Origin of the sequence: Halomonas saccharevitans, from assembly GCF_032333995.1 — a bacterium.
In the GTDB taxonomy this organism is placed as follows: Bacteria; Pseudomonadota; Gammaproteobacteria; order Pseudomonadales; family Halomonadaceae; genus Halomonas; species Halomonas saccharevitans.
The window spans coordinates 215,315-242,161 of sequence record NZ_JAVXUR010000002.1 but is presented as its reverse complement, the minus strand read 5'-3'; the positions used below and the strand labels follow the sequence as shown (position 1 = coordinate 242,161).

Annotated in this window: 25 protein-coding genes; 6 read left to right on the top strand and 19 right to left on the bottom strand. The window is 69.0% G+C overall.

Features of this window, described 5'->3' with window-relative positions; all coding sequences use genetic code 11:
* Position 1: 1 nt before the first annotated feature.
* The 3 genes from RSO68_RS06595 to RSO68_RS06585 form a co-directional block, all read right to left on the bottom strand.
* Entirely contained in the window at positions 2 to 358 is a 357-nt protein-coding gene (locus RSO68_RS06595) for a hypothetical protein (RefSeq protein ID WP_315585879.1), read from the bottom strand.
* Positions 359 to 421: 63 nt separating this feature from the next.
* Positions 422 to 697: an HU family DNA-binding protein gene (locus RSO68_RS06590; protein ID WP_089851221.1), complete on the bottom strand. Its 276-nt coding sequence runs from the start codon at positions 695 to 697 to the stop codon at positions 422 to 424.
* Between the two features lie 158 nt (positions 698 to 855).
* The gene (locus RSO68_RS06585; RefSeq protein ID WP_315585878.1) at positions 856 to 2,016 is read right to left on the bottom strand and encodes an FAD-dependent oxidoreductase; all 1,161 of its coding nucleotides are present in this window, start codon (positions 2,014 to 2,016) and stop codon (positions 856 to 858) included.
* Between the two features lie 160 nt (positions 2,017 to 2,176).
* Between RSO68_RS06585 and RSO68_RS06580 the strand changes: the two genes are divergently transcribed.
* The 4 genes from RSO68_RS06580 to phoR all read left to right on the top strand — a co-directional run bounded on the left by RSO68_RS06580 (position 2,177) and on the right by phoR (position 5,688).
* Entirely contained in the window at positions 2,177 to 2,653 is a 477-nt protein-coding gene (locus tag RSO68_RS06580) for a chorismate--pyruvate lyase family protein (protein ID WP_089851249.1), read from the top strand.
* 36 nt (positions 2,654 to 2,689) lie between these two features.
* Complete coding sequence (gene ubiA, locus RSO68_RS06575) at positions 2,690 to 3,586, top strand: 4-hydroxybenzoate octaprenyltransferase (RefSeq protein ID WP_089851217.1); 897 nt, start codon at positions 2,690 to 2,692, stop codon at positions 3,584 to 3,586.
* Positions 3,587 to 3,686: 100 nt separating this feature from the next.
* Complete coding sequence (gene phoB, locus RSO68_RS06570) at positions 3,687 to 4,376, top strand: phosphate regulon transcriptional regulator PhoB (protein ID WP_315585877.1); 690 nt, start codon at positions 3,687 to 3,689, stop codon at positions 4,374 to 4,376.
* A gap of 1 nt (position 4,377) precedes the next feature.
* The gene (phoR, locus tag RSO68_RS06565) at positions 4,378 to 5,688 is read left to right on the top strand and encodes a phosphate regulon sensor histidine kinase PhoR (RefSeq protein ID WP_315585876.1); all 1,311 of its coding nucleotides are present in this window, start codon (positions 4,378 to 4,380) and stop codon (positions 5,686 to 5,688) included.
* Here phoR and cysZ read toward each other — a convergent pair.
* The 6 genes from cysZ to RSO68_RS06535 form a co-directional block, all read right to left on the bottom strand.
* Positions 5,676 to 6,416, bottom strand: a complete 741-nt coding sequence (gene cysZ, locus RSO68_RS06560) for a sulfate transporter CysZ (protein ID WP_315585875.1) — start codon at positions 6,414 to 6,416, stop codon at positions 5,676 to 5,678. The genes phoR and cysZ overlap by 13 nt on opposite strands.
* An 81-nt stretch (positions 6,417 to 6,497) precedes the next feature.
* On the bottom strand, positions 6,498 to 7,226 hold the full coding sequence (phoU, locus tag RSO68_RS06555; protein ID WP_315585874.1) for a phosphate signaling complex protein PhoU: 729 nt from the start codon (positions 7,224 to 7,226) through the stop codon (positions 6,498 to 6,500).
* Between the two features lie 24 nt (positions 7,227 to 7,250).
* Complete coding sequence (gene pstB, locus RSO68_RS06550) at positions 7,251 to 8,069, bottom strand: phosphate ABC transporter ATP-binding protein PstB (RefSeq protein WP_315585873.1); 819 nt, start codon at positions 8,067 to 8,069, stop codon at positions 7,251 to 7,253.
* Positions 8,070 to 8,101: 32 nt separating this feature from the next.
* Entirely contained in the window at positions 8,102 to 9,649 is a 1,548-nt protein-coding gene (gene pstA / locus RSO68_RS06545) for a phosphate ABC transporter permease PstA (protein WP_315585872.1), read from the bottom strand.
* Positions 9,650 to 9,659: 10 nt separating this feature from the next.
* Positions 9,660 to 10,895 (bottom strand): ABC transporter permease subunit, encoded by a 1,236-nt coding sequence (locus tag RSO68_RS06540; protein ID WP_315585871.1) that lies wholly within the window; start codon positions 10,893 to 10,895, stop codon positions 9,660 to 9,662.
* Between the two features lie 68 nt (positions 10,896 to 10,963).
* Positions 10,964 to 11,965: a phosphate ABC transporter substrate-binding protein gene (locus tag RSO68_RS06535; protein WP_315585870.1), complete on the bottom strand. Its 1,002-nt coding sequence runs from the start codon at positions 11,963 to 11,965 to the stop codon at positions 10,964 to 10,966.
* Positions 11,966 to 12,142: 177 nt separating this feature from the next.
* Here RSO68_RS06535 and RSO68_RS06530 point away from each other — a divergent pair, with 177 nt between their 5' ends.
* Entirely contained in the window at positions 12,143 to 12,550 is a 408-nt protein-coding gene (locus tag RSO68_RS06530; protein WP_089851200.1) for an acyl-CoA thioesterase, read from the top strand.
* A gap of 111 nt (positions 12,551 to 12,661) precedes the next feature.
* Here RSO68_RS06530 and RSO68_RS06525 read toward each other — a convergent pair whose 3' ends face one another.
* From RSO68_RS06525 to hexR, 3 genes are all read right to left on the bottom strand, one after another.
* Positions 12,662 to 13,750, bottom strand: coding sequence for a TRAP transporter substrate-binding protein (locus RSO68_RS06525; protein WP_315585869.1), 1,089 nt, complete (start codon positions 13,748 to 13,750; stop codon positions 12,662 to 12,664).
* A 126-nt stretch (positions 13,751 to 13,876) separates the two neighbouring features.
* Positions 13,877 to 16,075 (bottom strand): DNA helicase II, encoded by a 2,199-nt coding sequence (uvrD, locus tag RSO68_RS06520; protein ID WP_089851197.1) that lies wholly within the window; start codon positions 16,073 to 16,075, stop codon positions 13,877 to 13,879.
* 58 nt (positions 16,076 to 16,133) lie between these two features.
* Positions 16,134 to 16,997: a transcriptional regulator HexR gene (gene hexR, locus RSO68_RS06515; RefSeq protein WP_089851195.1), complete on the bottom strand. Its 864-nt coding sequence runs from the start codon at positions 16,995 to 16,997 to the stop codon at positions 16,134 to 16,136.
* 249 nt (positions 16,998 to 17,246) lie between these two features.
* Here hexR and RSO68_RS06510 point away from each other — a divergent pair, with 249 nt between their 5' ends.
* On the top strand, positions 17,247 to 17,462 hold the full coding sequence (locus RSO68_RS06510) for a PA3496 family putative envelope integrity protein (protein ID WP_089851193.1): 216 nt from the start codon (positions 17,247 to 17,249) through the stop codon (positions 17,460 to 17,462).
* A gap of 95 nt (positions 17,463 to 17,557) precedes the next feature.
* Here the strand turns inward: RSO68_RS06510 and RSO68_RS06505 are convergent, their stop codons facing one another.
* The 7 genes from RSO68_RS06505 to mgtE form a co-directional block, all read right to left on the bottom strand.
* Entirely contained in the window at positions 17,558 to 18,898 is a 1,341-nt protein-coding gene (locus tag RSO68_RS06505) for a sodium-dependent transporter (protein ID WP_089851191.1), read from the bottom strand.
* A gap of 344 nt (positions 18,899 to 19,242) precedes the next feature.
* Positions 19,243 to 20,073, bottom strand: a complete 831-nt coding sequence (locus RSO68_RS06500; protein ID WP_390882399.1) for a DUF72 domain-containing protein — start codon at positions 20,071 to 20,073, stop codon at positions 19,243 to 19,245.
* Positions 20,074 to 20,108: 35 nt separating this feature from the next.
* Complete coding sequence (gene glmS / locus RSO68_RS06495; RefSeq protein ID WP_315585867.1) at positions 20,109 to 21,944, bottom strand: glutamine--fructose-6-phosphate transaminase (isomerizing); 1,836 nt, start codon at positions 21,942 to 21,944, stop codon at positions 20,109 to 20,111.
* Positions 21,945 to 21,955: 11 nt separating this feature from the next.
* Positions 21,956 to 23,335, bottom strand: a complete 1,380-nt coding sequence (glmU, locus tag RSO68_RS06490; protein ID WP_315586208.1) for a bifunctional UDP-N-acetylglucosamine diphosphorylase/glucosamine-1-phosphate N-acetyltransferase GlmU — start codon at positions 23,333 to 23,335, stop codon at positions 21,956 to 21,958.
* 33 nt (positions 23,336 to 23,368) lie between these two features.
* On the bottom strand, positions 23,369 to 24,481 hold the full coding sequence (locus RSO68_RS06485; protein WP_089849230.1) for an FAD:protein FMN transferase: 1,113 nt from the start codon (positions 24,479 to 24,481) through the stop codon (positions 23,369 to 23,371).
* 1 nt (position 24,482) lies between these two features.
* A complete protein-coding gene (locus RSO68_RS06480) occupies positions 24,483 to 25,286 on the bottom strand; it encodes an undecaprenyl-diphosphate phosphatase (protein ID WP_315585866.1) in 804 nt (267 codons plus the stop codon).
* A gap of 84 nt (positions 25,287 to 25,370) precedes the next feature.
* Positions 25,371 to 26,741 (bottom strand): magnesium transporter, encoded by a 1,371-nt coding sequence (gene mgtE, locus RSO68_RS06475; protein WP_315585865.1) that lies wholly within the window; start codon positions 26,739 to 26,741, stop codon positions 25,371 to 25,373.
* Between the last annotated feature and the right edge of the window lie 106 nt (positions 26,742 to 26,847).

Genomic DNA, 26,847 nt, shown 5'->3' with positions numbered 1-26,847 from the left:
CTTAGAGGTGCTTGAGCAGGCGCTGCAGCTTCTTGAGGTCGCCGGAGTCGCCGACCAGGCGCACGGTGCCCCCCATCATGCCGTCGAGGAAGGCCTGCTGGGTCGGCTTCTTGAGGACCCTGAGCGCCGTGGCTTCGTCCGCGAAGCGCAGCTCGAGATCGAGATCCACCGGTAGGCCCCGGCCCGCGCGAATGCCGCCGGGTGACATGCAGTAGTGCCGGGCGATGGACAGATCCTCGGTGGCGATGCCCCAATCAAGGCCGTGCATCTCGCCGAGCAGCTCGCGAAACCGCGGCTTGCGGCGCAGGGCGCGCTTGAGCATCAGCCCGAGCAGCCACAGCATCAATTGCAGCTTCATATCGGCTCCGGATCCGGAGGGAGGGGGAATCACGCGGCCCGCGTTTTTGCGGGCCGCAGCGCCTTATTTACCGACGGCGTCCTTGAGGCCCTTGCCTGGCTTGAAGGCGACGGTCTTGCTGGCCGGGATGGTCAGCGGCTTGCCGGTCTGGGGGTTCTTGCCGGTGCGCGCGGCACGCTCGCGCACGGTAAAGGTGCCGAAGCCGATCAGCGAGACATCCTGTCCCTGAGAGACGCTCCCGGTGATCTCGTCGAGAATGACGTTGAGCACCTGGCTGGCCTTGTCCTTGGATAGATCAGCACGCTCGGCAATCGCCGCGGCGAGTTCTGGCTTGCGCATACAGCCCTCCTGATATTGGCATCGAAATGCCGGCGTTCGTCGCCGACTGGATGATTATTTCATACGACCCGTCAGCGCATCACGCGCCCGCCCTCCATCGTGCTCATGACGATGGCGCCGCGACTCGATGACCGCGCGAGGCCCGGTGGTTGACGAGCCTAGCCTAGCAACGGCGGCGCGGCTCGCGCCAGTTCGACTTTCCGACGCACGCAGCGCCCTGTCAACGCAAAGCCGATCAGCCGTCCCGCCTCGTCCTCGGCCAGCGCCGTCAGGTCGCGGCCCTCTCCCTCGAGGCGCCAGCGCGCCGGCGCGCGGGCGGGGGGCAGCGCCACCACCGGCAGCAGCGGCGTCTTGACCAGCACCGGCCAGGGGCCGTAGGCCACCGAGGTGGGCGTGCCGGTCAGGGTCCGCGCCAGGGCCTTGGCGCTGGCCAGCAGCGGCTGGACGTACATGGCATTGACCCCGTCGACGCAGGCCACGTCGCCCAGGGCGTGGATGCCGGGCGCCGAGGTCGCCAGCCGGCGGTCGGTGTGGATGCCGCTCTGGCTGACCGCGAGCCCGGCCGACTCGGCGAGCGCGGTGCGCGGCCTGAGTCCGGTGGCCACCAGCACCAGGTCGGCCGAGAGTGACGCGCCGTCGTCGAGCTCCACTGCGACCCCATCGCCCTCGGCCTCGAGCCGGACCAGGGTGCGCCCGGTGTGAAGGGCCATTCCGGCCTCGCGGAAGGCCTCGCCCAGGGCGTGGCCCAGCGTCTCGGGGATCAGCCGCGGCAAGGGGGCCGGTTCCGGCGCCACCAGCTCCACCGCGTGTCCGCCCGCGGCGAGGTCGTTGGCGAACTCGCATCCCACCAGGCCGATACCGATGACCGCCACCCTAGCCGGCCGGCCGAGCGCCGCCAGGGCCACATGGAAGGCGCGGTAGTCGTCCAGGTCGTTGACGCTGAAGACGCGCTCGTCGACGGCCTCGGGCAGCGTGAAGGGCCACGCCGGCGCCGCGCCGGTGGCCAGCACCAGCTCGCTCCAGGACAGGGTCTCGGCGCCGATCGTCAGCGTCCGGGCCGTGGCGTCGATCGCCTCGACCCGGGTATGGGTGCGCACCACGGCGCCGAGCTCGTCGGCCACCTCGAGAGCCGAGCGCGCCGCCAGGCGCGACGGCGGGAGGCGCTTGGCGAAGCCGGTGGAGAGCAACGGCTTGGAGTAGTCGTCGCCGCTGTCGGCGGTGATCAGGGTCATCGGTCGCGCGGGGTCGAGCTGGTGCAGCTGACGCAGCAGTCCGAGACCCGCCATGCCGGAGCCGATGATGGTCAGGGGGGCGGTCATGGAACTCCTCGAGTCGGGGGCCGGGGCGGCCCGTCGCGGGAAAGCGTGTCGACTCGACATGGTACACTAGCCGCCCTCGAAATCGACGCGGAGAGACACGGTGAGCAACGGCCCGGGAAGCGATCCACGCTGGCGTCCCCTGGCGGCGGCACGCCCCGCCATGAGCCCCGACTGGTGGCGCTGGGTCGCCTCCCGCGACTCGCTCACCGCCCGGCTGGTCGCCGCCGGGGGCCAGCGCGACTTCCGGGTGCGCCTGCTGGACCAGCGCCTCGGCCGCCCCCATCGCGACGAGGCCCTGGCCCTGGGGCTGCCCCACACGCGTCTGGCCTGGCTGCGCGAGGTGGCGCTGTGCCTGGACGAGCGTCCCTGGGTCATGGCCCGCTCGGTGGTGCCCCTGGACGGGCTGCACGGCCAGCGCCTCGAGGGCCTGGGCGAGCGCTCACTGGGCAGCTGGCTGTTCCGACAGCCCGACCTGGTCCGCGGTCCCCTGGAGGTCGCCGACCATCCGGCGTCCTTTCCCGCCGCCCGCGGCCCCTGGGCGCGCCGCTCGGTATTTCGCCACCGGCGCTTCGCCGTGCTGGTCCAGGAGTATTTCCTTGACAGCATGATGGATGACCTCGGGCTCCCTTCACGCTAGGCTCTGCCGGCACGCCTATATAAGCGAGAGACCCAGATGGATCGATCCCTGATGCGCCCCAGGGGCCTGGCGCGACTGCCCGACTTTCTGCACCTGACCCGGCTGGACCGCCCCATCGGCACCTGGCTGCTGATGTGGCCCACCCTCTGGGCACTGTGGATCGCCGCCGAGGGGCTCCCCGGACGCCGGGTGCTGCTGATCTTCATCGTCGGGGTCTACCTGATGCGCGCCGCCGGCTGCGTGGTCAACGACTACGCCGACCGCCACCTCGACGGCCACGTCAAGCGCACCAAGAACCGCCCCCTGGCCACCGGCCGCATCGCCGAGGGAGAGGCCCAGGGGCTCTTCGCGATCCTGGTGATGTCGGCCTTCGTGCTGGTCTGCTTCACCAACCTCTTCACGGTGATGCTCTCGGTGGTGGGTGTGGCCCTGGCCGCCATCTACCCCTTCATGAAGCGCTACACCCACCTGCCCCAGGCCTTTCTCGGCGCGGCCTTCTCCTGGGCGATCCCCATGGCCTTCGGGGCGGTTCTCGGCACGGTGCCGCCGGTCGCCTGGCTGCTGTTCGCCGCCAACGTGGCCTGGACGGTGGCCTACGACACCGAGTACGCCATGGTCGACCGCGACGACGATCTGAAGATCGGCATCAAGTCCACCGCGGTGCTCTTCGGCCGCGCCGACCGGCTGATGATCGGCCTGCTGCAGGGCCTGACCCTGGCGCTGCTGGCCTGGGCCGGGGCCCTGCTCGCACTAGGGGGCTTCTTCTGGCTGGGACTCGCCGCCATGGCGGCGACCTTCGTGCACCAGCAGCGGCTGATCCGCGAACGCGATCGCGACCGCTGCTTCCAGGCCTTTCTCAACAACCACTGGTCGGGCCTGGTGGCCTTCGCCGGCATCGCGCTCTCGCTGTGGCCGGCGGGACCTGGCGGATAAGCAGGGCGGCTGAGCCGGCGACAGGCCGTACCTGTCACGCTATTGTCATCATGACGTGTTGTCATCGTCATCGACCTGACATTGACCATGAGGCTTCGGGATGAGCGCCAAGACCGTACTGATCGTCGACGATGAGGCGCCGATCCGCGAGATGATCGCGGTGGCGCTGGAGATGGCCGACTATCGCGTCCTCGAGGCGGACAGTGCCCAGGCGGCCCACGCCATGGTGGTCGACCACCAGCCCGACCTGGTGCTGCTCGACTGGATGATGCCCGGCACCAGCGGCATCGAGCTGGCCCGCCGCCTCAAGCGTGAGGAGGCCACCGCCGACCTGCCGATCATCATGCTCACCGCCAAGGGTGAGGAGGATAACAAGATCCAGGGTCTCGAGGCCGGGGCCGACGACTACATCACCAAGCCCTTCTCGCCGCGGGAACTGGTGGCACGCCTCAAGGCGGTGCTGCGCCGCGCCACCCCCCAGGGCGTCGAGGACGCGGTGGAGATCGACGGCCTGCTCCTCGATCCGGTCAGCCATCGAGTCAGCGTCGACGGCCAGTCGCTTGAGATGGGCCCCACCGAGTACCGACTGCTGCAGTTCTTCATGACGCATCAGGAGCGCGCCTACACCCGCGGCCAGCTGCTCGATCAGGTCTGGGGCGGCAACGTCTATGTCGAGGAGCGGACCGTGGACGTGCACATCCGCCGCCTGCGCAAGGCGCTGGGCGAGCCCTACCACCAGCTGATCCAGACCGTGCGTGGCACCGGCTACCGGTTCTCCGCCAAGGGCTGACGTGGGTCGCCTCTGGAGACACGAATGCTGGCGCCTGGCGGCCCTGGTCGCCGCCGGCGCCCTGCTCGGCTGGCCCTTCGCCGCCATCCCGACCGGCATCGCCGCCGGCCTCGCGCTCTGCCTGGCCTTCCACCTGCGCCAGCTTCACGCCCTCCACCAGTGGCTGACCCATCGCCCCCAGGAGGAGCCGCCCGCCGCCAGCGGCCTGTGGGGCGAGCTGTTTGACCGCCTCTATCGCTACCAGAAGAGCCAGCGAATCACCCAGCAGCGCCTGCGCGCGACCCTGCAGCGCATCCAGGAGTCGTCGGAGGCGATGCGCGACAGCGTGGTGATGCTCGACCGTCACGGCGACCTGGAGTGGTGGAACAGCGCCGCCGAACAGATGCTCGGCTTCCAGCCCCAGCAGGACCGCGGCCAGCACATCACCAACCTGCTGCGCGACCCGCGCTTCGTCGACTACTTCCACGGCCGCGACTACCGTGAGCCGCTGACCCTGGCCTCGCCCATCGACGAGGCGACCATCCTGCAGTTCCAGATCACCCTCTACGGCGACGACGAGCGCCTGGTGATGGCCCGCGACATCACCCGCCTGCACCGCCTGGAGCAGATGCGCCGCGACTTCGTGGCCAATGTCTCCCATGAGCTGAGAACGCCCTTGACGGTGCTTGCCGGCTACCTGGAGACCTACACCGACATGGCCGAGGCGCTGCCGTCCCGCCTGGGCCGCGGCCTGGCGTCCATGCAGGCCCAGACCGAGCGCATGCAGAACCTGGTCGATGACCTGCTGCTGCTGTCGCGCCTGGAGATCGATCGGGGCGGCCGCCACGATGGCCCGCTCGACATGGCGACGCTGCTCGAGGCGGTGCGTCGTGATGCCGAGGCGCTCTCCGGCGGACGCCACGTCATCTCGGTGGAGAGCGAGACGTCCCAGACCCTGATCGGCAGCGAGAAGGAGGTTCGCAGCGCGCTCTCCAACCTGGCCTTCAACGCCGTGCGCTACTCAGGCGACGGGTGTCACATCGTGCTGCGCTGGCGGACCCAGGGAGACGGCGCCTGCCTGGAGGTGCAGGACGATGGCGAGGGCATCGATCCGGTACACCTGCCGCGCCTCACCGAGCGCTTTTATCGCGTCGACAAGGGCAGAAGCACCGCCACCGGCGGCACCGGCCTGGGGCTCGCCATCGTCAAGCACGTGCTGCTGCGCCACGACGCCCGCCTGGAGATCGACTCCCGCCCCGGCCGCGGCGCCACCTTCCGCTGCGTCTTCCCCGCCGGTCGACTGCAGGAGACGCCGCAGACTCAGCGCGCCTGAGGCGGGATGGCGGTTTCCAGGCCGCGATAGTGGCGATCCCACATCAGCACCGCGGCGGCCACGGCGCCGGGCAGCAGGAAGAGGTTGGCCAGGGGCAGCCAGGTAATCAGGGTCACCCAGCCGCCGTAGGTCAGGGTCGGCCAGCGGCGCGCGCCCAGGCGCTGGCGCATGTCGCGGAAGCTGACCCTGTTGTTGTCCATCGGGTAGTCGAGGTAGGTGATCGCCATGATCCAGGCCGTGAAGGCCGCCCACAGCAGCGGCGCGATCAGATTGAGCACCGGGATCCAGCTCAGCACGAAGAGCAGCGCCATGCGCGGCAGGATGTAGGCCAGCTTGACCAGCTCGCGACCCATGGCGTCCACGGCGGTCTTCGTAAGCCCCCGGTCATCCAGCGGCGGCCGCCCGGTCACCTCGACCTCCACCCGCGCCGCCAGGAAGCCGTAGAAGGGCGCGGCGATCAAGTGGGTCACCAGGGTGAAGGTGAAGAAGACGATCAGCACAAGGCTCACCACGAACAGCGGCCAGATCAGCCACGATAGCCAGGAGAGCCACTCGGGCACCATGGCCATCCAGCCGTCGAGCCAGCCACCGAAGTTGCCCACCACATAGCCGAGCATGGCGCCGTAGACCAGCAGGTTGACGAGTATCGGCAGGAACACGTAGCGGCGCAGGCCGCGAGAGTAGACCAGGCGGGTGCCGCGGGTCAGCGCGGTCAGGGCATTGAGCATCCGGACAGTCCTCATCAGCACGTGAAGGCCGCCACCCGAGGGGCGGCGGCCTGCGCATTGAGGGTCAAGCCAGGGACGAGGTCAAGAGTCGCGCTCGAAGATGTCCTTGTCGAGATCCTCGGGGTCGGTATGGCGGATGTCGAGCCCCTTGACCAGGTAGACGACGTACTCGGCCAGATTGTTGGCGTGGTCGCCGATGCGCTCCAGGGCGCGCAGGATCCACATCACGCTGAGCACCGGCGAGATCGAGCGGGCGTCCTCCATCATGAAGGTCATCAGCGAGCGCATGGCGCTGCCGTACTCGTTATCGACCTCGTCGTCCTCGTGGACCAGCTTCAGCGCCAGCTCGGTGTCGAGGCGCGCGAAGGAGGTCAGGGCATCGCGCACCATGCGGCGCACGTGCTCGCTGATCATGCGCACCTCGACGAAGCCGCGGTTGCCGCTGTCGGACTCGATCAGGTCGATGGCGTTGCGCGCGATCTTGCTCGCCTCGTCGCCGATGCGCTCCAGGTCGGAGGCGGCACGGATCACCGCCAGCACCAGGCGCAGGTCCGAGGCGGTGGGCTGGCGCCGCGCCAGCACCTGGGTGCACTCCTCGTCGATCTTGATCTGCATGTCGTTGACGGCGCGATCGTTGTCGACCACCCGCTGGCCAAGTTCCGAGTCGCGGTCGAGCAGGGCGCCCACGGCGTCCTGGACCTGCTTCTCGACCAGGCCGCCCATGGCCATCAGGTGCGTCTTGAGCTCGTCGAGCTCCTGGTTGAACTGCCGCGAGATATGCTGGCTGTGGATATCGCTGGTAATGTCCATGGGATCTCTCCTTGGGGCCGGCCGTCAGGCCATGCGCCCGGTGATGTAGTTCTCGGTGCGCGCCAGGCGCGGATTGGTGAACAGGGTATCGGTGGGCGCGTACTCGACCAGCTCCCCGTGCTGCAGGAAGGCGGTGTAGTCAGAGACCCGCGCCGCCTGCTGCATGTTGTGGGTGACCAGCACCAGGGTCAGGTGCGACTTCAGGTTGCGGATCAGCTCCTCGATCTTCAGCGTCGAGATCGGGTCGAGCGCCGAGGCCGGCTCGTCGAGCAGCAGCACCTCGGGGCCTACCGCCAGGGTGCGGGCGATCACCAGGCGCTGCTGCTGGCCGCCAGAGAGCGACCAGGCCGAGGCGCGCAGCCGATCCTTCACCTCGTCCCACAGCGCCGCCGAGCGCAGCGCCCACTCGATGATGTCGTCGCGCTTGCGCTTGCTCAGGCCGCCCTGCAGGCGCAGCCCGAAGGCCACGTTGTCGTGGATCGACATCGGGAAGGGGTTGGGCGACTGGAACACCATGCCCACCCGCCGCCGCAGCTCCGCCACCGACACCCCGGGGGCGTGGATGTCCTCCCCCTCGAGCAGTACCTCCCCCTCGCGCACCACCTCGTCGTTGAGGTCGTGGAGACGATTGAGCACCCGCAGCAGGGTCGACTTGCCGCAGCCCGAGGGTCCGATGAAGGCGGTGACACGATGCCGCGGCACCCTCAGCGTGAGGTCGTTGAGCGCCTGCTTGTCGCCATAGGCGAGACTCATCCCCCGGATGGCCAGGCTGCTGGCCTCGGGGGGAAAGTCGATGATCGCCGCCGAGTCGGGCGACGAGCGCTGTTCCTTCACGAGTGGCATCGAGACTCCCGGGTGGCGCCGCGCTTGAGGGCTCATCGACGCGTGAGCGCCCCGTGACGCGTACTGAGATGATGACGCAGAAATATTGCGGTCAGGTTAAGCACCAGGATCACCAGCACCAGCAGCAGCGCCGTGGCATAGACCAGCGGCATCGCGGCCTGGACATCGCCACCGTGGAAGGCGGCGTCGAAGATGTGATAGCCCAGGTGCATGAACTTCCTTTCAAGATGCAGGAAGGGAAAGTCGCCGTCCACCGGCACCTGGGGCGCCAGCTTGGCGACGCCCACCAGCATCAGCGGCGCGACCTCGCCGGCGGCACGGGCCACGGCCAGGATCACCCCGGTGAGCATGGCCGGGGCGGCCATCGGCAGCACCACCCGGGAGAGCATTTCCAGCCGGGTCGCGCCCAGTGCCAGGGCGCCCTCGCGCTGCTGGTCGGGAATCCGCGCCAGCCCCTCCTCGGTGGCCACGATCACCACCGGCAGGGTCAGCAGCGCCAGGGTCAGGGAGGCCCACAGCAGCCCGCCGGTACCGAAGGTCGGCGAGGGCAGGGACGCCTCGAAGAACCAGCGGTCCAGGCGACCGCCGATCCCGTAGACGAAGACCCCGAGGCCGAAGACGCCGTAGACGATGGAGGGCACGCCGGCGAGGTTGCGCACGGCGATGCGCACCAGCCGGGTCAGCCGCCCCTGGTGGGCCACCTCGTTGAGGTAGATCGCCGCCAGCACGCCGAAAGGCGTCACCAGGATCGACATCAGCATGACCATCAGCACGGTGCCGAAGATCGCCGGCCAGACGCCGCCGGCGGTGTTGGCCGCCCGCGGCCCCTCGGAGAGGAAGCGCCAGACGCCCTCGCCCCAGGCGGCGAGCCTGTCGAGCGTCGACATGGCGTTGGGGCGACGCGCGCCGAGCACCTGCTCAAGCGGGACCGACAGCGAATCGCCGTCGGCGGACTCCAGGATCAGGCGCCCTCCCGCCATGGCCGCCTGCAGCTCGCGCAGGCGGCCATGGGCCGCTGTGAGCTCGCCGTCCGCCAAGCCCTCGTCCCCGCGTCGCGCGGCGAGGGGCAGGATCACCTCTTCGCGCAGGCGGTCGCGGGCGTCGCGCAGCGCGGTCAGCTCGTCGAGGCGCGCCTCCAGCGCCGCCCAGGCGGCCTCCCCCTCGATCCGCTGGCCACTGGCGGCCTGAAACGCCGCCAGCCGGCCGATCGCCTGGCCCCAGCGGCGGCGCTCCAGCACCACCAGATCCGCGGGATGGCTCACCGCCTCGATGGCCGCAACCCTCACCCAGGCCCAGCGATCGCCATCCAGGTCGCGGTTGCCGGTGCGATAGAGCCGCTCGACGCCGTCGCCCCGTGCAAGCGGCACCTCGCGGATCCGTTCGCCGGCGAGCTGCCGGCCATCCTCGAGCACCACCAGCTCGACGGGCGACGGCCAGAAGTGTCCCAGGCCGCGCACGGTCAAGAGCGCCAGCAGCGCCAGCAGCGCCAGCAGCGAGAGCGCCACGCTGCCCGCACAGAGCCAGGCGCCGGCGCCTTCACCGCGGGGCAGGCGCAGTCGGCGAGATGACGCTTCCCTCATGATCCGGCCCTCATGAACCGCCTCCCAACCGCTGATAGCGGCGGCGCAGGCGCGTGCGCACCAGCTCGGCCAGGGTATTGACCAGGAAGGTGAAGACGAAAAGTGCCAGGGCCGCCAACAGCAGCAGCTGATAGTGCATGCCCCCGGGGCCGGCCTCCGGCAGCTCGATGGCGATGGTCGCCGCCAGGGAGCGCAGGCCGTCCAGCGGGTTCAGGGTCATCAGGGCCGCATTGCCGCTGGCCATCAGCACGATCATGGTCTCGCCGACGGCCCGCCCGGCGCCGATCATCACCGCCGAGAAAATGCCCGGCGAGGCCGCGGGCAGCACCACCCTCCAGAGAGTCTGCCAGCGAGTCGCCCCCAGCGCCTGGGCGCCCTCCGCCAAGCTCGCCGGCACTCCCGAGAGGGCGTCCTCGGCCAACGCGTAGACGCTGGGCATCACGGCGAAGCCCATCGCCGCGCCGACGATCAGGGCATTGCGCACGGCGATATCGAGCCCCAGGCGCAGCTCCAGGAAGCGGCGCAGGTCACCGTCGAACGCGACGGCCTCGAGCCAGGGAGCGAGCCACACGGACGCAGCCAGCACCAGCGCCAGCCAGGGCACCAGCCACAGGCCGGCCCAGCCCAGCGGCAGGGCCTCGCGCCAGGGCGCGGGGAGCCGCGAGCGCAGCCCGCCGGCCAGCAGCAGCCCCGGCACCAGCAGCACCAGGCAGGCGACGACCTCGGCCAGATGACGCTCGACCCAGGGCGCCAGCACCAGGCCGGCGACGAAGCCGACGACCACGCCCGGCAGCGCTTCCATCAGCTCCAGCGTGGGCTTCAGGCGGCTGCGCAGCCGCCGGGACATGAAGAGCGACGAGTGGGCCGCCGCCCCCAGCGCCAGGGGCACGGCGATCGCGAGCGCCCAGGCGGCCGCCTCCAGGGTCCCCCAGGCCAGCGGCGCGAGGCTGATCCGCGGCGTCTCGCCCGGCGTCAGGCTGGCCGTGGGCGCCCAGCGATGGCGGATGGCCTCATCGGCGGCCTCGCCGGCACCCTCTCCGACACCCCAGAGCGCCTCGGGACGGATCGCACTCGAATCCCCCGTCGGCCAGAACAGCGGCACCACCTCCACCGCCAGGAAGATCCCGATGGCCAGCAGCGCGGCGATCACGCCGATGCCACCGGCGGTGATCAGCGCGGTGGCTAGGCGATCACGCCCCTGACGCAGGCGGCGTCGCACGGCAGTCGGCGGGGGGGAGTCGAGCATGACCGGACCTGAAGAAGACGAGGGCTAACGAAAGAGTACGACACGGTGATGACAAGGGGATGACAGCGTCAACCGCCAACCTCTAGCGCCAGCGCGCGGCGCTGGCGCCGTCGCTGCGCCTCGGGCAGGGCGACGAAGCCGAGTTCCTCGACGATGGCCTGGCCTTCTGGCGAGAGCACCAGGTCGATGAAGGCGCGTTCAGGGGCCGGCAGCGCCTCGCCGGGCGGCAGGTTGAGGTAGAGGTAGAGATCGCGCGACAGGGCATAGTCACCGCGACGCACCGCCTCGGGATCGGGGGCGCGAAGCGTTCCGTCATCATCGCGATAAGCCATGGCCCGGACGCCCGGTGTCAGGTGATTGAGGCCGGCATAGCCGATGGCTCGCGGATCCTCGGCCACCGCCGCCACCACCGCGGCCGAGCCGGGGTGCTCGTTGACCGCCGGACGGAAGAAGCCGTCGCAGAGCGCCACCCGCCGAAATAGCGCCTGGGTGCCGGAGGCCGCGTTGCGGCCGTGGAGGCGGATGCGCCCCTCGGGCCAATCGAGCCCCAGCGCCTGCCAGTCGCGGATCGCCCCCGGCGCTCCGCAGCGCTGCGTGTCGGAGAAGACGGCATCCAGCTCGCGGCGCCCCAGGCCCGCGAGGGGATTGTGACGGTGCACCACCACCACCAGGGCGTCGCGGGCCACCGTGAGCTCCCGCGGCGGATAACCGTGGCGCGCGACGAAGGCGCGGTGCTCGACGTCGCTCATGGGGCGAGACATCGGCCCCAGCCGGGTGGTCCCGGCCACCAGCGCCGGTGGCGCGCTGGCCGAGCCGCTGGCCTGCAGCTGCAGGCGAATGCCGGGATGGCGGCGCGCCAGCGCCTCCCCCCAGCGCAACATCAGTCCCGCCATGGTATCGGAGCCCATCGTGCCCAGGGTCCCGGCGATCTCCTCGACCTGGCCGCGCGTCCCGAACCGAGGCTGCGTCTCGGCCCGATCCGGCGTCTGGGCCTGAACCTGAACCATAGTCACGCAGCACGCGATCAGCAGCAGCCAGGGGATCAGACGGCGGGACAGGACGACGGGCATGACGGCTCCTCGAAGCGCGAAGGTGAAGGTAAGGCTGCAGGGAGATCGCGGCCGGCGGCAGGATGTCGCGCCGCCACGGTGGTGAAGCCGGGTCCTCGGCGTATACCATGGTGCACCGATGAACACCGCCACCCCATCGATGCCCCCACAACAACAATGCGAGTCGAAACGCCCGCCATGACAGACATCGACGATACCCCCGCCCCGCAGGGCCAGCTGACCCTCAAGCTGCTGGCCAGCCGCCAGGATACCAATCTGCACGGCGACATTCCCGGCGGCTGGCTGGTCGCCCGCATGGACGAGGCCGCCGAGGTGGCCGCCGGCCGCGAGGCCCTGGGCCGCACGGCCAACGTGGCCATCGAGGCCATGGACTTCCTCTGCCCGGTACGGGTGGGCTCCATGGTGAACATCTTCACCCGGGTCAGCGAGATCGGCCACAGCTCGATCAAGATCGACGTGGAGGTGTGGATTCGCGCGCCCCACGAGCGCGATCCCCAGGAGCTGCACAAGGTCACCGAGGCGCGCTTCGTGATGGTCGCCCTGGACGAGAACGGGCGTATCCGCGGCGTGCGCCAAGAAGCCTGAGTCGCCTCTCGCGGATCGGCCCTCGTCGTCCCTCGGTGCAGGCCGGAGGCGCCAGCTGGGCGCCTCCGGCCGTGCGCCTGGCCTGGGTGCTGCGACCGCTCGAGCGCAGCGTCAGGCGCCGACCTTCTCGCGGGTCTTCAGGTAGGCAAACTCGCCCACGTCGGTGAAGCGACGCACCTTCCGTTGGAAGGCGGTGTAGGAGTCGTAGACCCGGCGCGACGCCTCGTCCTTCTCCACCTGCTCCTCGAGAACCTGCCGAGCGGCGTCGTGGAGCGCCACCAGCACCTCCTCGGGGAAGGTACGCAGCTCGACGCCGTGCTCGTCGACCAGGGTCTCGAGGGCCTCGGCGTTGCGCACCGCGAACTCGCTGCTCATCGCCAGGTTGGAGGCCATGGCCGCCTCGCTGACCACGGCCTTCAGGTCATCGGGCAGGGCGTTCCAGGCATCCAGGTTGACCATCCCCTCGAGCACGGCGCTGGGCTCGTTCCAGGCCGAGGTGTAGTAGTACTGAGCCACCTGGTGCAGGCCGAAGGCCAGGTCGTTGTAGGGACCGACCCAGTCGGCCGCGTCCAGCACGCCGGTCTGCAGGGAGGTGAATATCTCGGACCCGGGGGTGTTCACGGTGGTCACGCCGATGCGGTTCATCGCCTCACCGGCCAGCCCCGGCAGCCGCAGCTTGAGGCCCTGCATGTCGGCAAGCGTATTGATCTCCTTCTTGAACCAGCCGGCCATCTGGGTGCCGGTGTTGCCCACCGGAAAGGGCTTGAGGTTGTGCTTGGCGTACTCCTCGTCCCAGAGTTCCTGACCGCCGCCGTGGTAGAGCCAGGCATTGGTCTCGGTGGTGGTCATGCCGAAGGGCACGGCGGTGAAGAACTGGGCGGCCAGGGTCTTGCCACGCCAGTAGTAGGAGGCGGAGTGACCCAGTTCGGCGGTGCCCTGCCCCACCGCGTCGAATACCTCCAGGGCCGGGACCAGTTCGCCGGCGCCGTGCACGCGAATCTTCATGCGGCCCCCGGACATCCGCTCGATGCGCTCGGCGAAGTCGTTGGCCCCGGTCCCCAGCGCCGGGAAGTTCTTCGGCCAGGAGGTCACCATGTCCCAGGTGATGATCTCCTGGGCGCTGGCCGTGGAGATAAAGGGGGCGGTGGCGCCGGCGGCGGCACCGACGCCCACGGTCTTGAGAAACTGACGGCGTTGCATGGCGAGCATGACTCCAGGTGTGATTATTCTTCCCGCAGTGGCTGCGGGCTAAAGACGTGTCCGCCCAAGAGTATGCGTCACGGCTGAATTAGCCGGCAAGCACCGCGCACAGCGGTCCGGGACGCATCACAGCGGCGTCAGCTTGGCGAAGCCCAATACCAGCCACTTGTCGCCCTCGCCCTCGAAGCTGACCTGTACCCGGGCGCGCTCGCCCTCCCCCTCGGCATTGAGGATCACCCCTTCGCCGAAGACCGGATGGCTGACCCGCTGGCCCAGCGACAGGGACGGCAGGTCGGCGCCGCCGTCGACGCTCTCCTGGCGCGGCCCGGGGCGCGAGGCGGTGACCGGCCGCGAGATCTGGCCGCGCAGGCGCACCTCCTCCAGATACTCCTCGGGCAGCTCGCGCAGGAAGCGCGACGGCCGCTGGAAGGTCTCCTTGCCGTGCAGCCGACGCAGCTCCGCGTGGGTCAGGTAGAGCTTGCGCATGGCGCGGGTCAGGCCCACGTAGCAGAGCCGACGCTCCTCCTCCAGGCGTCCTGGCTCCTCCATGGACATCTTGTGGGGGAAGAGCCCCTCCTCGACCCCGGCGATGAACACCACCGGGAACTCCAGGCCCTTGGCCGAGTGCAGCGTCATCAGCTGCACGCAGTCCTCGAACTCGTCGGCCTCGTGGTCACCGGCGTTGAGCGCCGCCTCGGAGAGGAAGGCCTCCAGCGCCGCACCACCCTCGCCGGCCTCGGGCGGCTCAAAGCTCTCGCCCTGGGTGAAGGCCTTGGCGGCGGTGACCAGCTCCTCGAGGTTCTCGACCCGCGCCTGGCCCTTCTCGCCCTTCTCGCTGCGGTGGTGCTCGATCAGCCCGGAGGTCGTGATGACGTGATCGATGATCTCATGGAGCGCCAGGCCGGCGGTGTCGTTGTCGAGCCGCTCGATCAGCTCACTGAAGGCGCGCACGGCCGTGGCGGCACGGCCCTTGAGCGAGGCGTCGAGCAGGGCATCGTGCAGCGCCTGCCACAGCGAGACCTCGGTCTGCCGCGCCCGGGTGCGCAGCACCTCCACGGTACGCGTGCCGATGCCCCGGGCCGGCACGTTGATCACCCGCTCGAGCGAGGCGTCGTCGTCGCGGTTGAGCAGCAGGCGCAGGTAGGCCAGGGCGTTCTTGATCTCGAGCCGCTCGTAGAAACGCTGGCCGCCGTAGATGCGGTAGGGCACCCCTTGGCGGATCAGCGTCTCCTCCAGTACACGCGACTGGGCGTTGGAGCGGTAGAGGATCGCCATCTCACGGCGATTGACGCCCTCGTCGACCTTCTCGCGGAGGGTATCGACGATGAAGCGCGCCTCGTCCAGGTCGTTGAAACCCGCGTATACCGAGATCGGCTCGCCGCGGTCGCCGGCCGTCCACAGCTCCTTGCCCATGCGCTCGCTGTTGTGGCTGATCAGGGCGTTGGCGGCGTCGAGGATGGCGCTGGTGGAGCGGTAGTTCTGCTCCAGGCGCACGGTCTTGGTGCCGGGGAACTCCTGCTCGAAGCGGCGGATGTTCTCGATGCGCGCCCCGCGCCAGCCGTAGATCGACTGGTCGTCATCGCCGACCACGGTCATCGGGGTCGACATGCCGCTCAGCAGCTTGAGCCAGGCGTACTGCAGGGTGTTGGTGTCCTGGAACTCGTCGACCAGCACGTGGCCGAAGCGCTCACGGTAATGGGCCAGCAGCGCGGGATTGTCGCGCAACAGCTCCAGGCTCCGCAGCAGCAGCTCGCCGAAGTCGACCAGGCCGCCGCGCTCGCAGGTGAGCTGGTAGCGCTCATAGAGCTCGACCATCTGCGCCATGTAGGCATCGCCGTGGGCATCGACCTGATGGGGACGCAGCCCCTCCTCCTTGCAGCCGGAGATGAACGACTGCACCTGGCGGGGCGGGAAGCGCTCGTCGTCGACGCGGTGGTCCTTGAGCAGCCGCTTGACCAGCCGCAGCTGATCATCGCTGTCGATGATCTGGAAGTGCTGGGGCAGGCGTGCGTCCTGCCAGTGGGTCCGCAGCAGGCGGTGGGCAATGGAGTGGAAGGTGCCGACCCAGACGTTGCGCAGCGAGATGCCGAGCAGCGCCTCCAGGCGGGTGCGCATCTCGCGCGCCGCCTTGTTGGTGAAGGTCACGGCGAGCAGCGCATAGGGCGAGAGCCCCTCGGCCTGCATCAGCCAGGCGATGCGGTGAACCAGCACCCGGGTCTTGCCGGAGCCGGCCCCGGCCAGCACCAGCATGTTGCCCTGGGGAGCACTGACGGCCTCGCGCTGGGCCGGGTTCATGTGGTCGAGAATCGCCGTGACGTCGTCCATAGCGCAGGGAAAGCCGGGTCAAAAAATGGAGAGCCAGCTTAGCATATCGGGGGTCGACTCAGGACTTGCCATCCTGCTCGGGGAAGCGCAATGGATTGAGGCTCTTCTTCACCTCGCGAAGCTGCTCGGCGAGCTTGGGGCCCCGCGTCTTGGCCACGCCCACCGCCAGCACATCGACCAGCACCAGGTGGGCGATGCGCGAACTCATGGGGGTATAGATCTCGGTGTCCTCGTGGACGTCGATGTAGAGCGGCAGGGTGACCTCCTCGGCGAGCGGCGAGCCGCTGGGGCAGAGCCCGATCACCGTCGCGCCGGCCTCGCGCGCCAGGCGCACGCTGGCCACCAGCGCCCGGGTGCGGCCGGTCTGGGAGATGGCCACCACCACATCGCCCTCCTTGAGGGTCACCGCCGACATGTTCTGCATGTGCGGGTCGGTGTAGGCGGCGGTGGAGATCTGCAGGCGGAAGAACTTGTGCTGGGCATCGGCGGCCACGGCCCCCGAGGCGCCGAAGCCGTAGAACTCCACCCGGTTGGCCATGGCCAGGGCGTTGATGGCCTGGCTCAGCGCCTCATTGTCGAGCCGGTCGCGCACCGACAGCAGGGTGCCCACGGTAGAGTCGAAGATGCTGTGGGAAAACTCCACCACCGAGTCGCTGTCGTTCATCGAGAACTGGGCGAACTGGCTGCCGGAGGCCAGCATCTGCGCCAGCTGCAGCTTGAAATCCTGGAAGCCGTTGCAGCCCAGGGCGCGACAGAAGCGCACCACGGTGGGCTCGCTGACCTTGGCCTCGGTGGCCAGGTCGACGATGCGCATGTGGATCACTTCCTCTGGGTTGCGCAGCACGAAGCGCGCGACCTTCTGCTCGGAGCGGCGAAAGTGCTCCATGCGACGTCTCATCTCATCGAACAGGGCACGACTCACGCGGGGACTCCTTGCTGGCGAGCCGCCTCACGGCGAGGGCGAGGCGGCAAGAAGATGGGCAGATTCATGATCACAGTATGCCCCAAGCCGAGGGGCGATGCGCACCCCGTCGGGCACGAAGGCTCGGCGAGAGGCGCGACGCGAAGCGTTGACGGCGCGTTGTGCATTTTGCTCATGAGCCGTCACCATTTTGTCAAGTGAGATATAGTAAGACTATGCAGTGTCGCGAATCTTTTAGGAGAGTCGATCATGCGTAATGTCGAACGGTTATCCTCCCTCAAGAGTGAACTCCTCGACATCTTCATGGGCATGGAGGTCGTCGAGCACGAGCAGCGATCGCGCTCCGCCGCCCAACGTAACCTGCGCGCCCGCCGCGGCATCGAGCTGCATAACGAATTCAAGCGCCTGTCCCAGGAGATCGCCCCGCTCCCCGACGAGGCGTCGGCGGAAGACGAGATGCACTGACCGCCAAGCGCGGTGCCTCTCCCCTCACGCAACGAGCCCCGCGGGGCGGGGCTCGTTGGAGACGCGACGCGCCGGCGAAAGCCGGCGAGCCATGCTCAGAGGCTGGAGACGAACACCGCGATCACGCACAGCGGCGCGACGTACTTCACCAGGATATTCCAGGCGCTGAAGTCATAGACGTCCAGTCCCAGCTCCTCGCGAACCTGTTCCTTGTCCAGCACCCAGGCGACGAAGACGATCGCCATCAGACCGGTCAGCGGCAGCAGGAACTTGCTGGTCACCGTGTCGAGCAGATCGAAGATGTTCAGGCCGAAGATCAGCACATCCCCCCAGACGTTGAACGCCAGCAGTGCCGCAATGCCCAGTGCCCAGGTCGCCGCCCCGGCTACCAGGGTGGAGGCGATGCGCGACAGCGGAGTGCGCTCCTCGACGAACTCCACCGCCGGCTCGAGCAGCGAGATCGCCGAAGTCAGGGCCGCGAAGGTGAGCAGCAGGAAGAACATCAGGCTGAGGATGACGCCGCCGCCCATGTTGCCGAAGGCCAGCGGCAGGGTGACGAAGATCAGGCCCGGGCCTGAGCTGAGATCCAGGCCGTTGGCGAAGACGATGGGGAAGATCGCCAGGCCGGAGACCAGCGCCACCACGGTATCGAGGATGATCACGGTCCGCGCGGTCTTGAGCAGGTTGATCTCCTCGTTCAGGTAGGAGCCATAGGCCATCATGATGCCCATGCCCAGCGACAGCGTGAAGAAGGCCTGACCCATGGCCGCCAGGATCACGCCGCCGTCCACCTTTGAGAAGTCCGGGTTGAACATGAAGTTCAGGGTCTGACCGAAGTGGCCGGTGGTCATGCCGTAACCCACCAGCACCACCAGCAGCACGCCCAGCGCCGGCATCAGGCTGCGCACGGCGCCCTCGAGGCCCTTGGTCACGCCGCGGGCGACGATACCGATCACCAGCAGCATGAACACCGAGTGACCCACCAGCAGCAGGCCGGGGCTCGCCAGCATGCCGCTGAACAGCGCGCTGATGCCGTCGGCGTCCTGACCGCTGAAGGCCCCGGTCACCGAGCTCAGGGTGTAGTAGAGCGACCAGCCGCCGATCACGCTATAGAAGGAGAGGATCAAAAAGGCACCGAGGATGCCGCTGATGCCGACGATCATCCAGCCGCGAGAGGCTCCGGACGCTTTGGCCAGGTCGGCCATGGCGTTGGCCGGATTGTTCTGCCCCCGGCGACCCACCAGCCATTCGGCCACCAGGATCGGCAGCCCGACCAGGCCGATACAGAGCAGATAGATGAGCACGAAGGCGCCACCGCCGCTGTCGCCCACCATGTAGGGAAACTTCCAGATATTCCCCAGGCCGACCGCGGAGCCGGTGGCCGCGAGAATGAAGGTCAGTCGAGAAGACCAGTGTGCGTGTTGCTTGGTAGACATAAATCACCCTGATGGTACGTGTCGTCATCGATCGATCGGATGCAATGACGGCGTTGTGGTTGTAGTCGCCACGTCCACGCCACTCCGGATCACGAAGTGGCGCTTTCAAGGGCATTACGGATGCCAGACAGGATCGCTGCCGGTACAACTTCCGCGAGGCCTCTGCGAGGCGCATCGCGGACACCTCCTGATGGATCACGGCGAGGAATCACACGGGATACGTATGAAACCCCACAAGATCCGATGGCAAGTGACGATCGACCCGTAAAAGTATCCGATCATACGCTTGTTGACTAGTCACCCGGGCAAAACCGCCGGCGCCTTTCGTCGCTGGGCAGGACAGGTCAAAACAGCGAGGCCTGGGCCTCTCCGGCGAAGGCCTCCAGGGAAGGGAGCGCCACACGTTCGGCGATCCGCGCATGCAGGCGTCGCGCGAGCTCAGGCGCCTGGCGGTTATCCGGCGTGTGCACAAGCAGGAAAGGGGTTTTCCCCTGTTTTATCCACAGGCAGAGGCGCTCGATCCAGGGGGTAAACGTGTGCTCGTTGATGGCGTCGTCGAGGTGGCCGATGAAGCGCACCAGCGGGAAGTCTCCCGTGGAAAGCACGTGTAACGGGAGTCGCGGCTTCTCGGCCTGAGCACGAGCCAGGCCGGCATGCGCCTCGGGAGGCGTGGCGAAGAGCGCTCGAACGTCGAGCATCACCCGATCGACACCGTGAGTTATCAACAATCGGTTGAGGGCCGTCTCGGCCTCCCCCTTGTGGAAGAATTCCCGGTGGCGGACCTCGACGGCGCAGGGCAGCCCCGCCGGCCAGCGTTTCAGCAGCGCCTCGAGCCGGGGCAGCGCTTCGGGGCCGACGTCCCGGGGCAGCTGCACCATGGTCGGCCCGAGCCGATCGTGCAGGGGCGCGAGCGCCGCGAAGAAGCCATCGAGGTCGGCCTCGATGCCCTCCAGGCGCTTCTCGTGGGTCAGGCTCGCCGGCAGCTTGAAGCAGAAACGGAACGACGGCGGCGCCTGGCGCGCCCAGGCGGCCACCGTCGAGGCCCGCGGCGCCCCGCTGTAGAAGGTGGTGTTGCCCTCCACGGTGGAAAATACCCGGGCATAGTCACCGAGCCAGTCATCGCTTCCGCCGTGGGGCGGATAGAGGCCGCCGCGCCAGTCGGGGTTGGCCCACATGGGCAGGCCCAGGTACAGGCGCGGCGGTGGCACGCTCACTCCACGGTGACGGACTTGGCGAGGTTACGCGGCTGATCCACGTCGGTGCCCTTGAGCACCGCCACGTGATAGCTGAGTAGCTGCAGCGGCACGGTGTAGAGGATCGGCGCCAGCGCCTCATGCACGCCGGGCAGGTGCAGCACCTGCACGCCCTCCTCCTCGATCAGCCCCACCTTCGCGTCGGCGAAGACGAACAGCTCGCCGCCCCGAGCCCGCACCTCCTGGAGGTTGGACTTGAGCTTGTCGAGCAGGTCATCGTTGGGCGCCACCGAGATGACCGGCATCTCGCTGTCGACCAGCGCCAGGGGACCGTGCTTGAGCTCGCCCGCCGGATAGGCCTCGGCGTGGATGTAGGAGATTTCCTTGAGCTTCAGCGCCCCCTCCAGGGCAATGGGGAAATGGGCCCCACGCCCCAGGAAGAGGGCGTGATGCTTCTCGGCGAAGGCCGTGGCCAGCGCCTCGATGGCCGGGTCCAGCGCCAGCACCCGCGCCACCAGTCCAGGCAGGCCGCGCAGCGCCTCGACCAGGCTCGCCTGTTCGGAGGCCTCGAGGCCCCGCACTCGGCCCAGTGCCAGGGTCAGCAGCATCAGGGCGGTGAGCTGGGTGGTGAAGGCCTTGGTGGAGGCCACACCGATCTCGGGCCCGGCCCGGGTCATCAGGGTCAGGTCCGACTCGCGCACCAGGGAACTGCCCGGCACGTTGCAGATCGCCAGGCTGCCCAGGTAGCCGCGATCCTTGGCGAAGCGCAACGCCGCCAGGGTGTCGGCGGTCTCGCCGGACTGGGAGAGCGTCACGAACAGGGTGTCCTCGGGCACCACCACCTGGCGATAGCGGTACTCCGAGGCGACCTCCACCTGCACCGGCAGCCCGGTGTAGCGCTCCAGCCAGTAGCGGGCCACCATGCCGGCATGGTAGCTGGTGCCGCAGGCCACGATATGGATCTGCTTGACTCGCCCGAACAGCGCTTCGGCCTTGGGACCGAAGCTCTCCACCAGCGCCGAGCGCTCGCCCAGGCGCCCTTCCAGGGCCGCGGCGATCACCGTCGGCTGCTCGTGGATCTCCTTGAGCATGAAGTGGCGGTAATCGCCCTTGCTGGCCGCGCCGTCGCCGTGCTCGAAGACCTGCACCTCGCGCTCGACCGCCCGGCCCTCGGCATCGACCACCTCGATCACGCCGCCCCGAGAGAGGCGCACCGCGTCGCCCTCCTGCAGGTAGAGGAAGCGGTCGGTGACCTGCAACAGCGCCAGCGGATCGGAGGCGAGGAAGGCCTCGTCGATGCCCACGCCGACCACCAGCGGGCTGCCCTTGCGGGCGCCGATGATCACGTCGGGCTCGTCGGCATGGATCACGCCCAGGGCATAGGCCCCATCGAGGCGCGCCAGCACCCCGCGCACCGCGCCGAGCAGGTCGCCCTCGCGGCGGCTCTCGCGCTCCAGCAGGTGGGCGATCACCTCGGTGTCGGTCTCGGAGGTGAAGGCGTAGCCCTCGGCCTCGAGCTCGCGGCGCAGAGCCTCGTGGTTCTCGATGATGCCGTTGTGCACCACCGCCAGGCGCTCACCCGACTGATGGGGGTGGGCGTTGGCCTCGCTGGGGCGACCGTGGGTCGCCCAGCGGGTATGGGCGATGCCGCTGCGCCCCGGCAGCGGCTCGGGCACCAAGCGCTCCTCAAGGGCGGCCACCTTGCCCAGCGCCCGCTGGCGCTGCAGGCGCCCCTCGGGCGAGCGCACCGTCATCCCGGCCGAGTCATAGCCGCGGTACTCCAGGCGCTTCAAGCCCTCCAGCAGGATGCCCTGGACGTTTCGCTCGGCAACGGCGCCGACGATTCCACACATGTGATCTCTCCTCAGGATTCCTGGCGCTTGGTCGGCCGCGGCCAATCGGGCTTGCTGATCTGGCGGCCGCGCGTGACCGCCAGGGCATGGTCGGGCACGTCCTTGGCGATGGTCGATCCGGCCCCCACGGTGGCACCGCGGCCGACGATCACCGGCGCCACCAGGGCGGTGTTGGAACCGATGAAGGCCCCGTCGGCGACCTCGGTATGGTGCTTGTTGGCGCCGTCGTAGTTGCAGGTGATGGTGCCGGCGCCGACGTTGACGTCGCGCCCCAGCCGGGCGTCGCCGACATAGCTCAGGTGGTTGATCTTGCTGCCCTCGCCCACCTCGGCATTCTTGGTCTCGACGAAGTTGCCGACCCTGGCGCCGACCGCCAGGCGCGAGCCGGGCCGCAGCCGGGCGAAGGGCCCGACGCGGTTGTGGCCGGCCACCACGGCGCCCTCGAGGACGCTGTGGGCCTCGATCACCGACTCGGCGCCGACATGGCTGTCGCGGATCACGCAGTTAGGGCCGATGCGTACCCCCTCGCCGAGCTCGACGTCGCCCTCGAAGACGCAGCCCACGTCGATTTCGACATCGTGGCCGCAGGTCAGGCGACCGCGGACGTCGAGCCGCGCCGGGTCGGCGAGCGCCACGCCCTGCTCCATCAGCCGCTCGGCGATGTCGTGCTGGAGGGCACGCTCCAGGCGGGCCATCTGGGCGCGATTATTGACGCCCTCGACCTCCTGGGCGCGCGCCGGCTGGACGGTGGCGATCCGCACGCCCTCGGCGGCGGCCATGGCGATGACGTCGGTGAGGTAGTACTCGCCCTGGGCGTTGTCGGCGGAGAGGCTCGGCAGCCAGCGACGCAGCTGAGTCGCGGTCATGGCCATGATGCCGGTGTTGCACTCGCGCACGGCACGCTCGGCCTCGGAGGCGTCCTTGTGCTCAACGATGGCCACTACCTCTTCCTCCGCGTTGCGCAGAATGCGCCCGTAGCCGGTCGGGTCGTCCAGGGTAACGGTGAGCAGGCCCAGGTGCTGCTCGTCGACCCGCGCCAGCAGCTCGACCAGCGTCTCGCGGCGGATCAGCGGCACGTCGCCGTAGAGCACCAGCACCTTGCCCTCGCCGAGGCCGTCCAGGGCCTGGGCCACGGCATGGCCGGTGCCCTTCTGCTCGGCCTGCAGAGCAAAGCGCAGGCGCCCCTCGGTCGGCGCCTCGGCCAGGGCCTCGCGCACGTGCTCGGCACCGTGGCCAACCACCACGTGGGTGCGCTCGGCGGCGAGCCCCTCGGCGGTATCGATCACGTGTCGCACCATCGGCTTGCCGGCCAGGCGATGCAGTACCTTGGGCAGGGTCGAGCGCATCCGGGTCCCCTGCCCGGCTGCCAGTATCACCACGTCGAGCGTCATCATGACTCCTTGTCCGCGTTCATTGCTTGGCTTCTATTCTAGGGGGCCTGAGGGTTCTGCCGCCATGTCGGCCGAAGGGCCCTCGACCACCGTCACGCCCAGCGCGTCGATCGCCGCGCGGCCGAAGCGCTCGGCGAAGGCCGGGCTCGCCAGGCTCGTCCAGCCCTCGCCCTGGCGCACCAGCATCAGCACGGCGAGCCCCCGCTCGCGCGCCAGCGCCATGCCCGCCTCTTCGCCCAGCACCATCAGCGCGGTGGCCCAGGCATCGGCCCAGGCATCGGAGGGGTGCACGACCGTCGCCGAGGCCAGGCGATGCTCGATGGGCCGGCCGGTGCGGGGGTCCAGGGTATGGGAGTAGCGCTGGCCGTCCTCCTCGAAGTAGTTGCGGTAGTCGCCGGAGGTGGCCACCGCGATGCGTTCCAGAGCGAGCACGTGGCGGGCCTCGGGGCGGCCGTCACGAGGCACCTCGATGCCGATCCGCCAGGGCTCGGACTCGGCGTCCCGATGGCCGCTCACCTTGAGCTCGCCGCCCAGGTTAACCAGGTAGTGGTCGAGCCCCTGGCGGGCGAGATAGGCGGCGACCCGGTCGGTGGCATGCCCCTTGGCCACGCCGGAAAGATCGACGAAGACGTCGCGCAGACGTCGCGCCTGGCGGGCCTCGGCGTCGACCTCCAGGCTGTCGGGCCCGATCTCGGCCAGCCGCTCGGCCAGCGCCGCGTCACCCGGCACCTCTTGGGGTCGCGCCTCGGGGCCGAAGCTCCACAGGTTGACCAGATCACCGATGGTCATGTCGAAGGCCCCGCCGCTCGCCCTGGCCACTGACTGGCCGATGGCCAGCACCTCGATCAGCGGATCGGAGAGCGGCTGCCACTTGCCCAGGGGGGCGCGATTGAAGGCCATCAGCTCCGAATCGTCGCGCCAGGTGGACATGGCGGCGTCCACCGCCTCGAGTTCGGCGAGCAGTCCCGCCTCGAGCTCGTTGGCCTCGCCCTGAGTCAGGGGGTCGGCGATGCTCACCTGATAGAAGGTGCCGAAGATCTCCCCCTCGAGGGTCACCGGGGACTCCAGCGGGCGATCACGCTCGGAACAGCCCGAGAGCAGCAGGCCGAGCAGCAGGGAAACCAGGAGCGAACGCAGTATCGTCATGTCAGGCGCCTCCGAAGAGCCAGAGCAGCGCGACACCCAGCACGAGGCGATAGACCACGAAGGGCTGCATGCCGATCCGCTTGATGAAGACCAGGAAGAAGTGGATGCACAGGTAGGCACTGACGCCGGAGAGCAGCGCCCCCATGATCAGGGCGCCCCAGTCCACCGGCACGGTGGCATCGGCGAGATGGAGGATCTCCAGCCCCCCGGCGAGCACGATGACCGGGATCGAGAGCAGGAAGGAGAAGCGCGCCGCCCCCTCACGGCTCAGGCCCAGCAGCAGGCCGGCGGTCATGGTAATGCCGGAGCGCGAGGTGCCCGGAATCAGCGCCAGCGCCTGGGCGAAGCCGATCCACAGGGCATCCCGCCAGCTCAGGCGATACTCGTTGCGGGTGCCGCGATGGCGCCAGTCGGCGTAGGCCAGCAGCAGCCCGAAGCCGATCAGCCCCCCGGCGATGACCAGCGGCGAGCGCATGACCCCCTGGACGGTGTCCTCGAAGGCCAGCCCCGCCAGCCCCACCGGGATGGTGGCCAGGATCACCCACCAGGCCAGGCGCGCCTCGTCGTCGGTGCCGCGTCCCGCCACGCTGCGACACCAGCTGGTGGTCATGCCGACCAGTTCGTGGCGAAAGTAGAGCACCACCGCGCTGAGGCTACCGATGTGCAGGGCGACATCGAAGACCAGGCCCTGGTCGTCCCAGTTGGTGAAGACCGGTACCAGGATCAGGTGGGCGGAGCTGGAGATCGGCAGGAACTCGGTCAATCCCTGAACGATGGAGAGGACGAAGATCTGTAGCCAGTCCATGGAACGGTCCGTGTGGTGGAATAAGGCGGCTCGGGCGGCCCCAGAGGATACACCCGTGCGGCCCGCCTGTCCGCCGCCAGCGGCTCAGGACGCCGACAGCATGGCGGAAGCCAAGCCGAAGTAGATCACCACCCCCGAGGCATCGATCAGGGTCGTGACCAGCGGCGCCGAGGCGGTGGCCGGGTCCCAGCCGAGGCGATCGAGAACGAAGGGCAGGCACATGCCGAGCAGACTGCCGAACAGCACGATGGCGATCATGCTCACCGCCACCACCAGCGCCACCGCCTCGCCGGCACGGATCATGCCAATGGGTGCCACCGCCAGCGCCATGGTCAGCCCCAGAGCCCCCGCCACCAGCAGCTCACGACCGAGCAGCTTGCCCCAGTCCTTAACGCCTACATCACCGGTGGCCATGCCGCGCACCATCAGGGTGGACGCCTGGGCGCCGGCATTGCCGCCGCTGCCGATCAGCAGCGGCAGGAAGAACACCAGCGCCACCTGGGCGGCGATGGTCTCCTCGAAGTAGGCGATGCCCGCCCCGGAGAAGAGGTTGCCGAACACCAGCAGCACCAACCAGAGCACCCGCTTGCGATACAGGCTCCACAGCGGCACCCGGCGCACGCCCCCTTCCAGGGCACCGATCGACATCCCCTTGTGGATATCTTCGGTGGCCTCGGACTCGACCACGTCCAGGGCATCGTCGTGGGTGACGATGCCGATCAGGCGGCTCTCGGCATCGACCACCGGCAGCGCCAGCAGGTCGTAGCGGGCGACGATACGCGCCACGTCCTCCTGGGTCGCGTCCACCCGGGTGTGGATAACTTCATGAATCATCAGGTCGTCGACCCGCGCACCGGGGCGGGCCACTATCAGCTGGCGCAGCGACAGGGTACCGGCCAGCCGACCGTCGGGATCGACGACATAGAGCTGGTAGACCGTCTCGGCATCCGGGGCGGTCTGGCGCACCCGCATCATCGCCCGGGACACCGTCAGGCCGGTGGGGATCGCCACGTAATCCGAGGTCATCAGGGCACCGGCGGTGCCCTCGGCGTAGCTCGCCAGGCGCTTGAGCGCCTCACGCTCCTGCCGGGCCATGCGCCGCAGCAGAGCCTCGCGACGATCGTCACCCAGCGTCTTGAAGAGATCCGCGCGCTCGTCGGCGCCCATCTCTTCGAGGATCGCCAGCAGGTCCTCGTCATCCAGCGCCTCGGTGATCGCCAGCTGCTCGTCGCCTGCGAGATAGCCAAGCACGCTGGCGCGGCGCTCCAGCGGCAGCCGCGCGAAGAGCGCCAGGGCTCGCGGCATGTCCTGATCGTCCTCGACCAGGGTCTCGAGGATCTCGGCGATATCGGCGGAGCGCAGCTCCGGCAGCAGACCCTGAAGGCGCGCGTCGCCGCCCTCGAGGGCGGCGAGCAGCGTCGCCTTGTGCGTCTGCAGGGGTTCGCTCAATGACATGGCGGGCCTCCCGACGGCGAAGCCGGCCCCTGGGCCGGCGGGAAGAGAAGGGTGGTGCCTCGAGGCGGCGCCTCACGTGCCCAGAAACGACGACGCCCCCCGGACA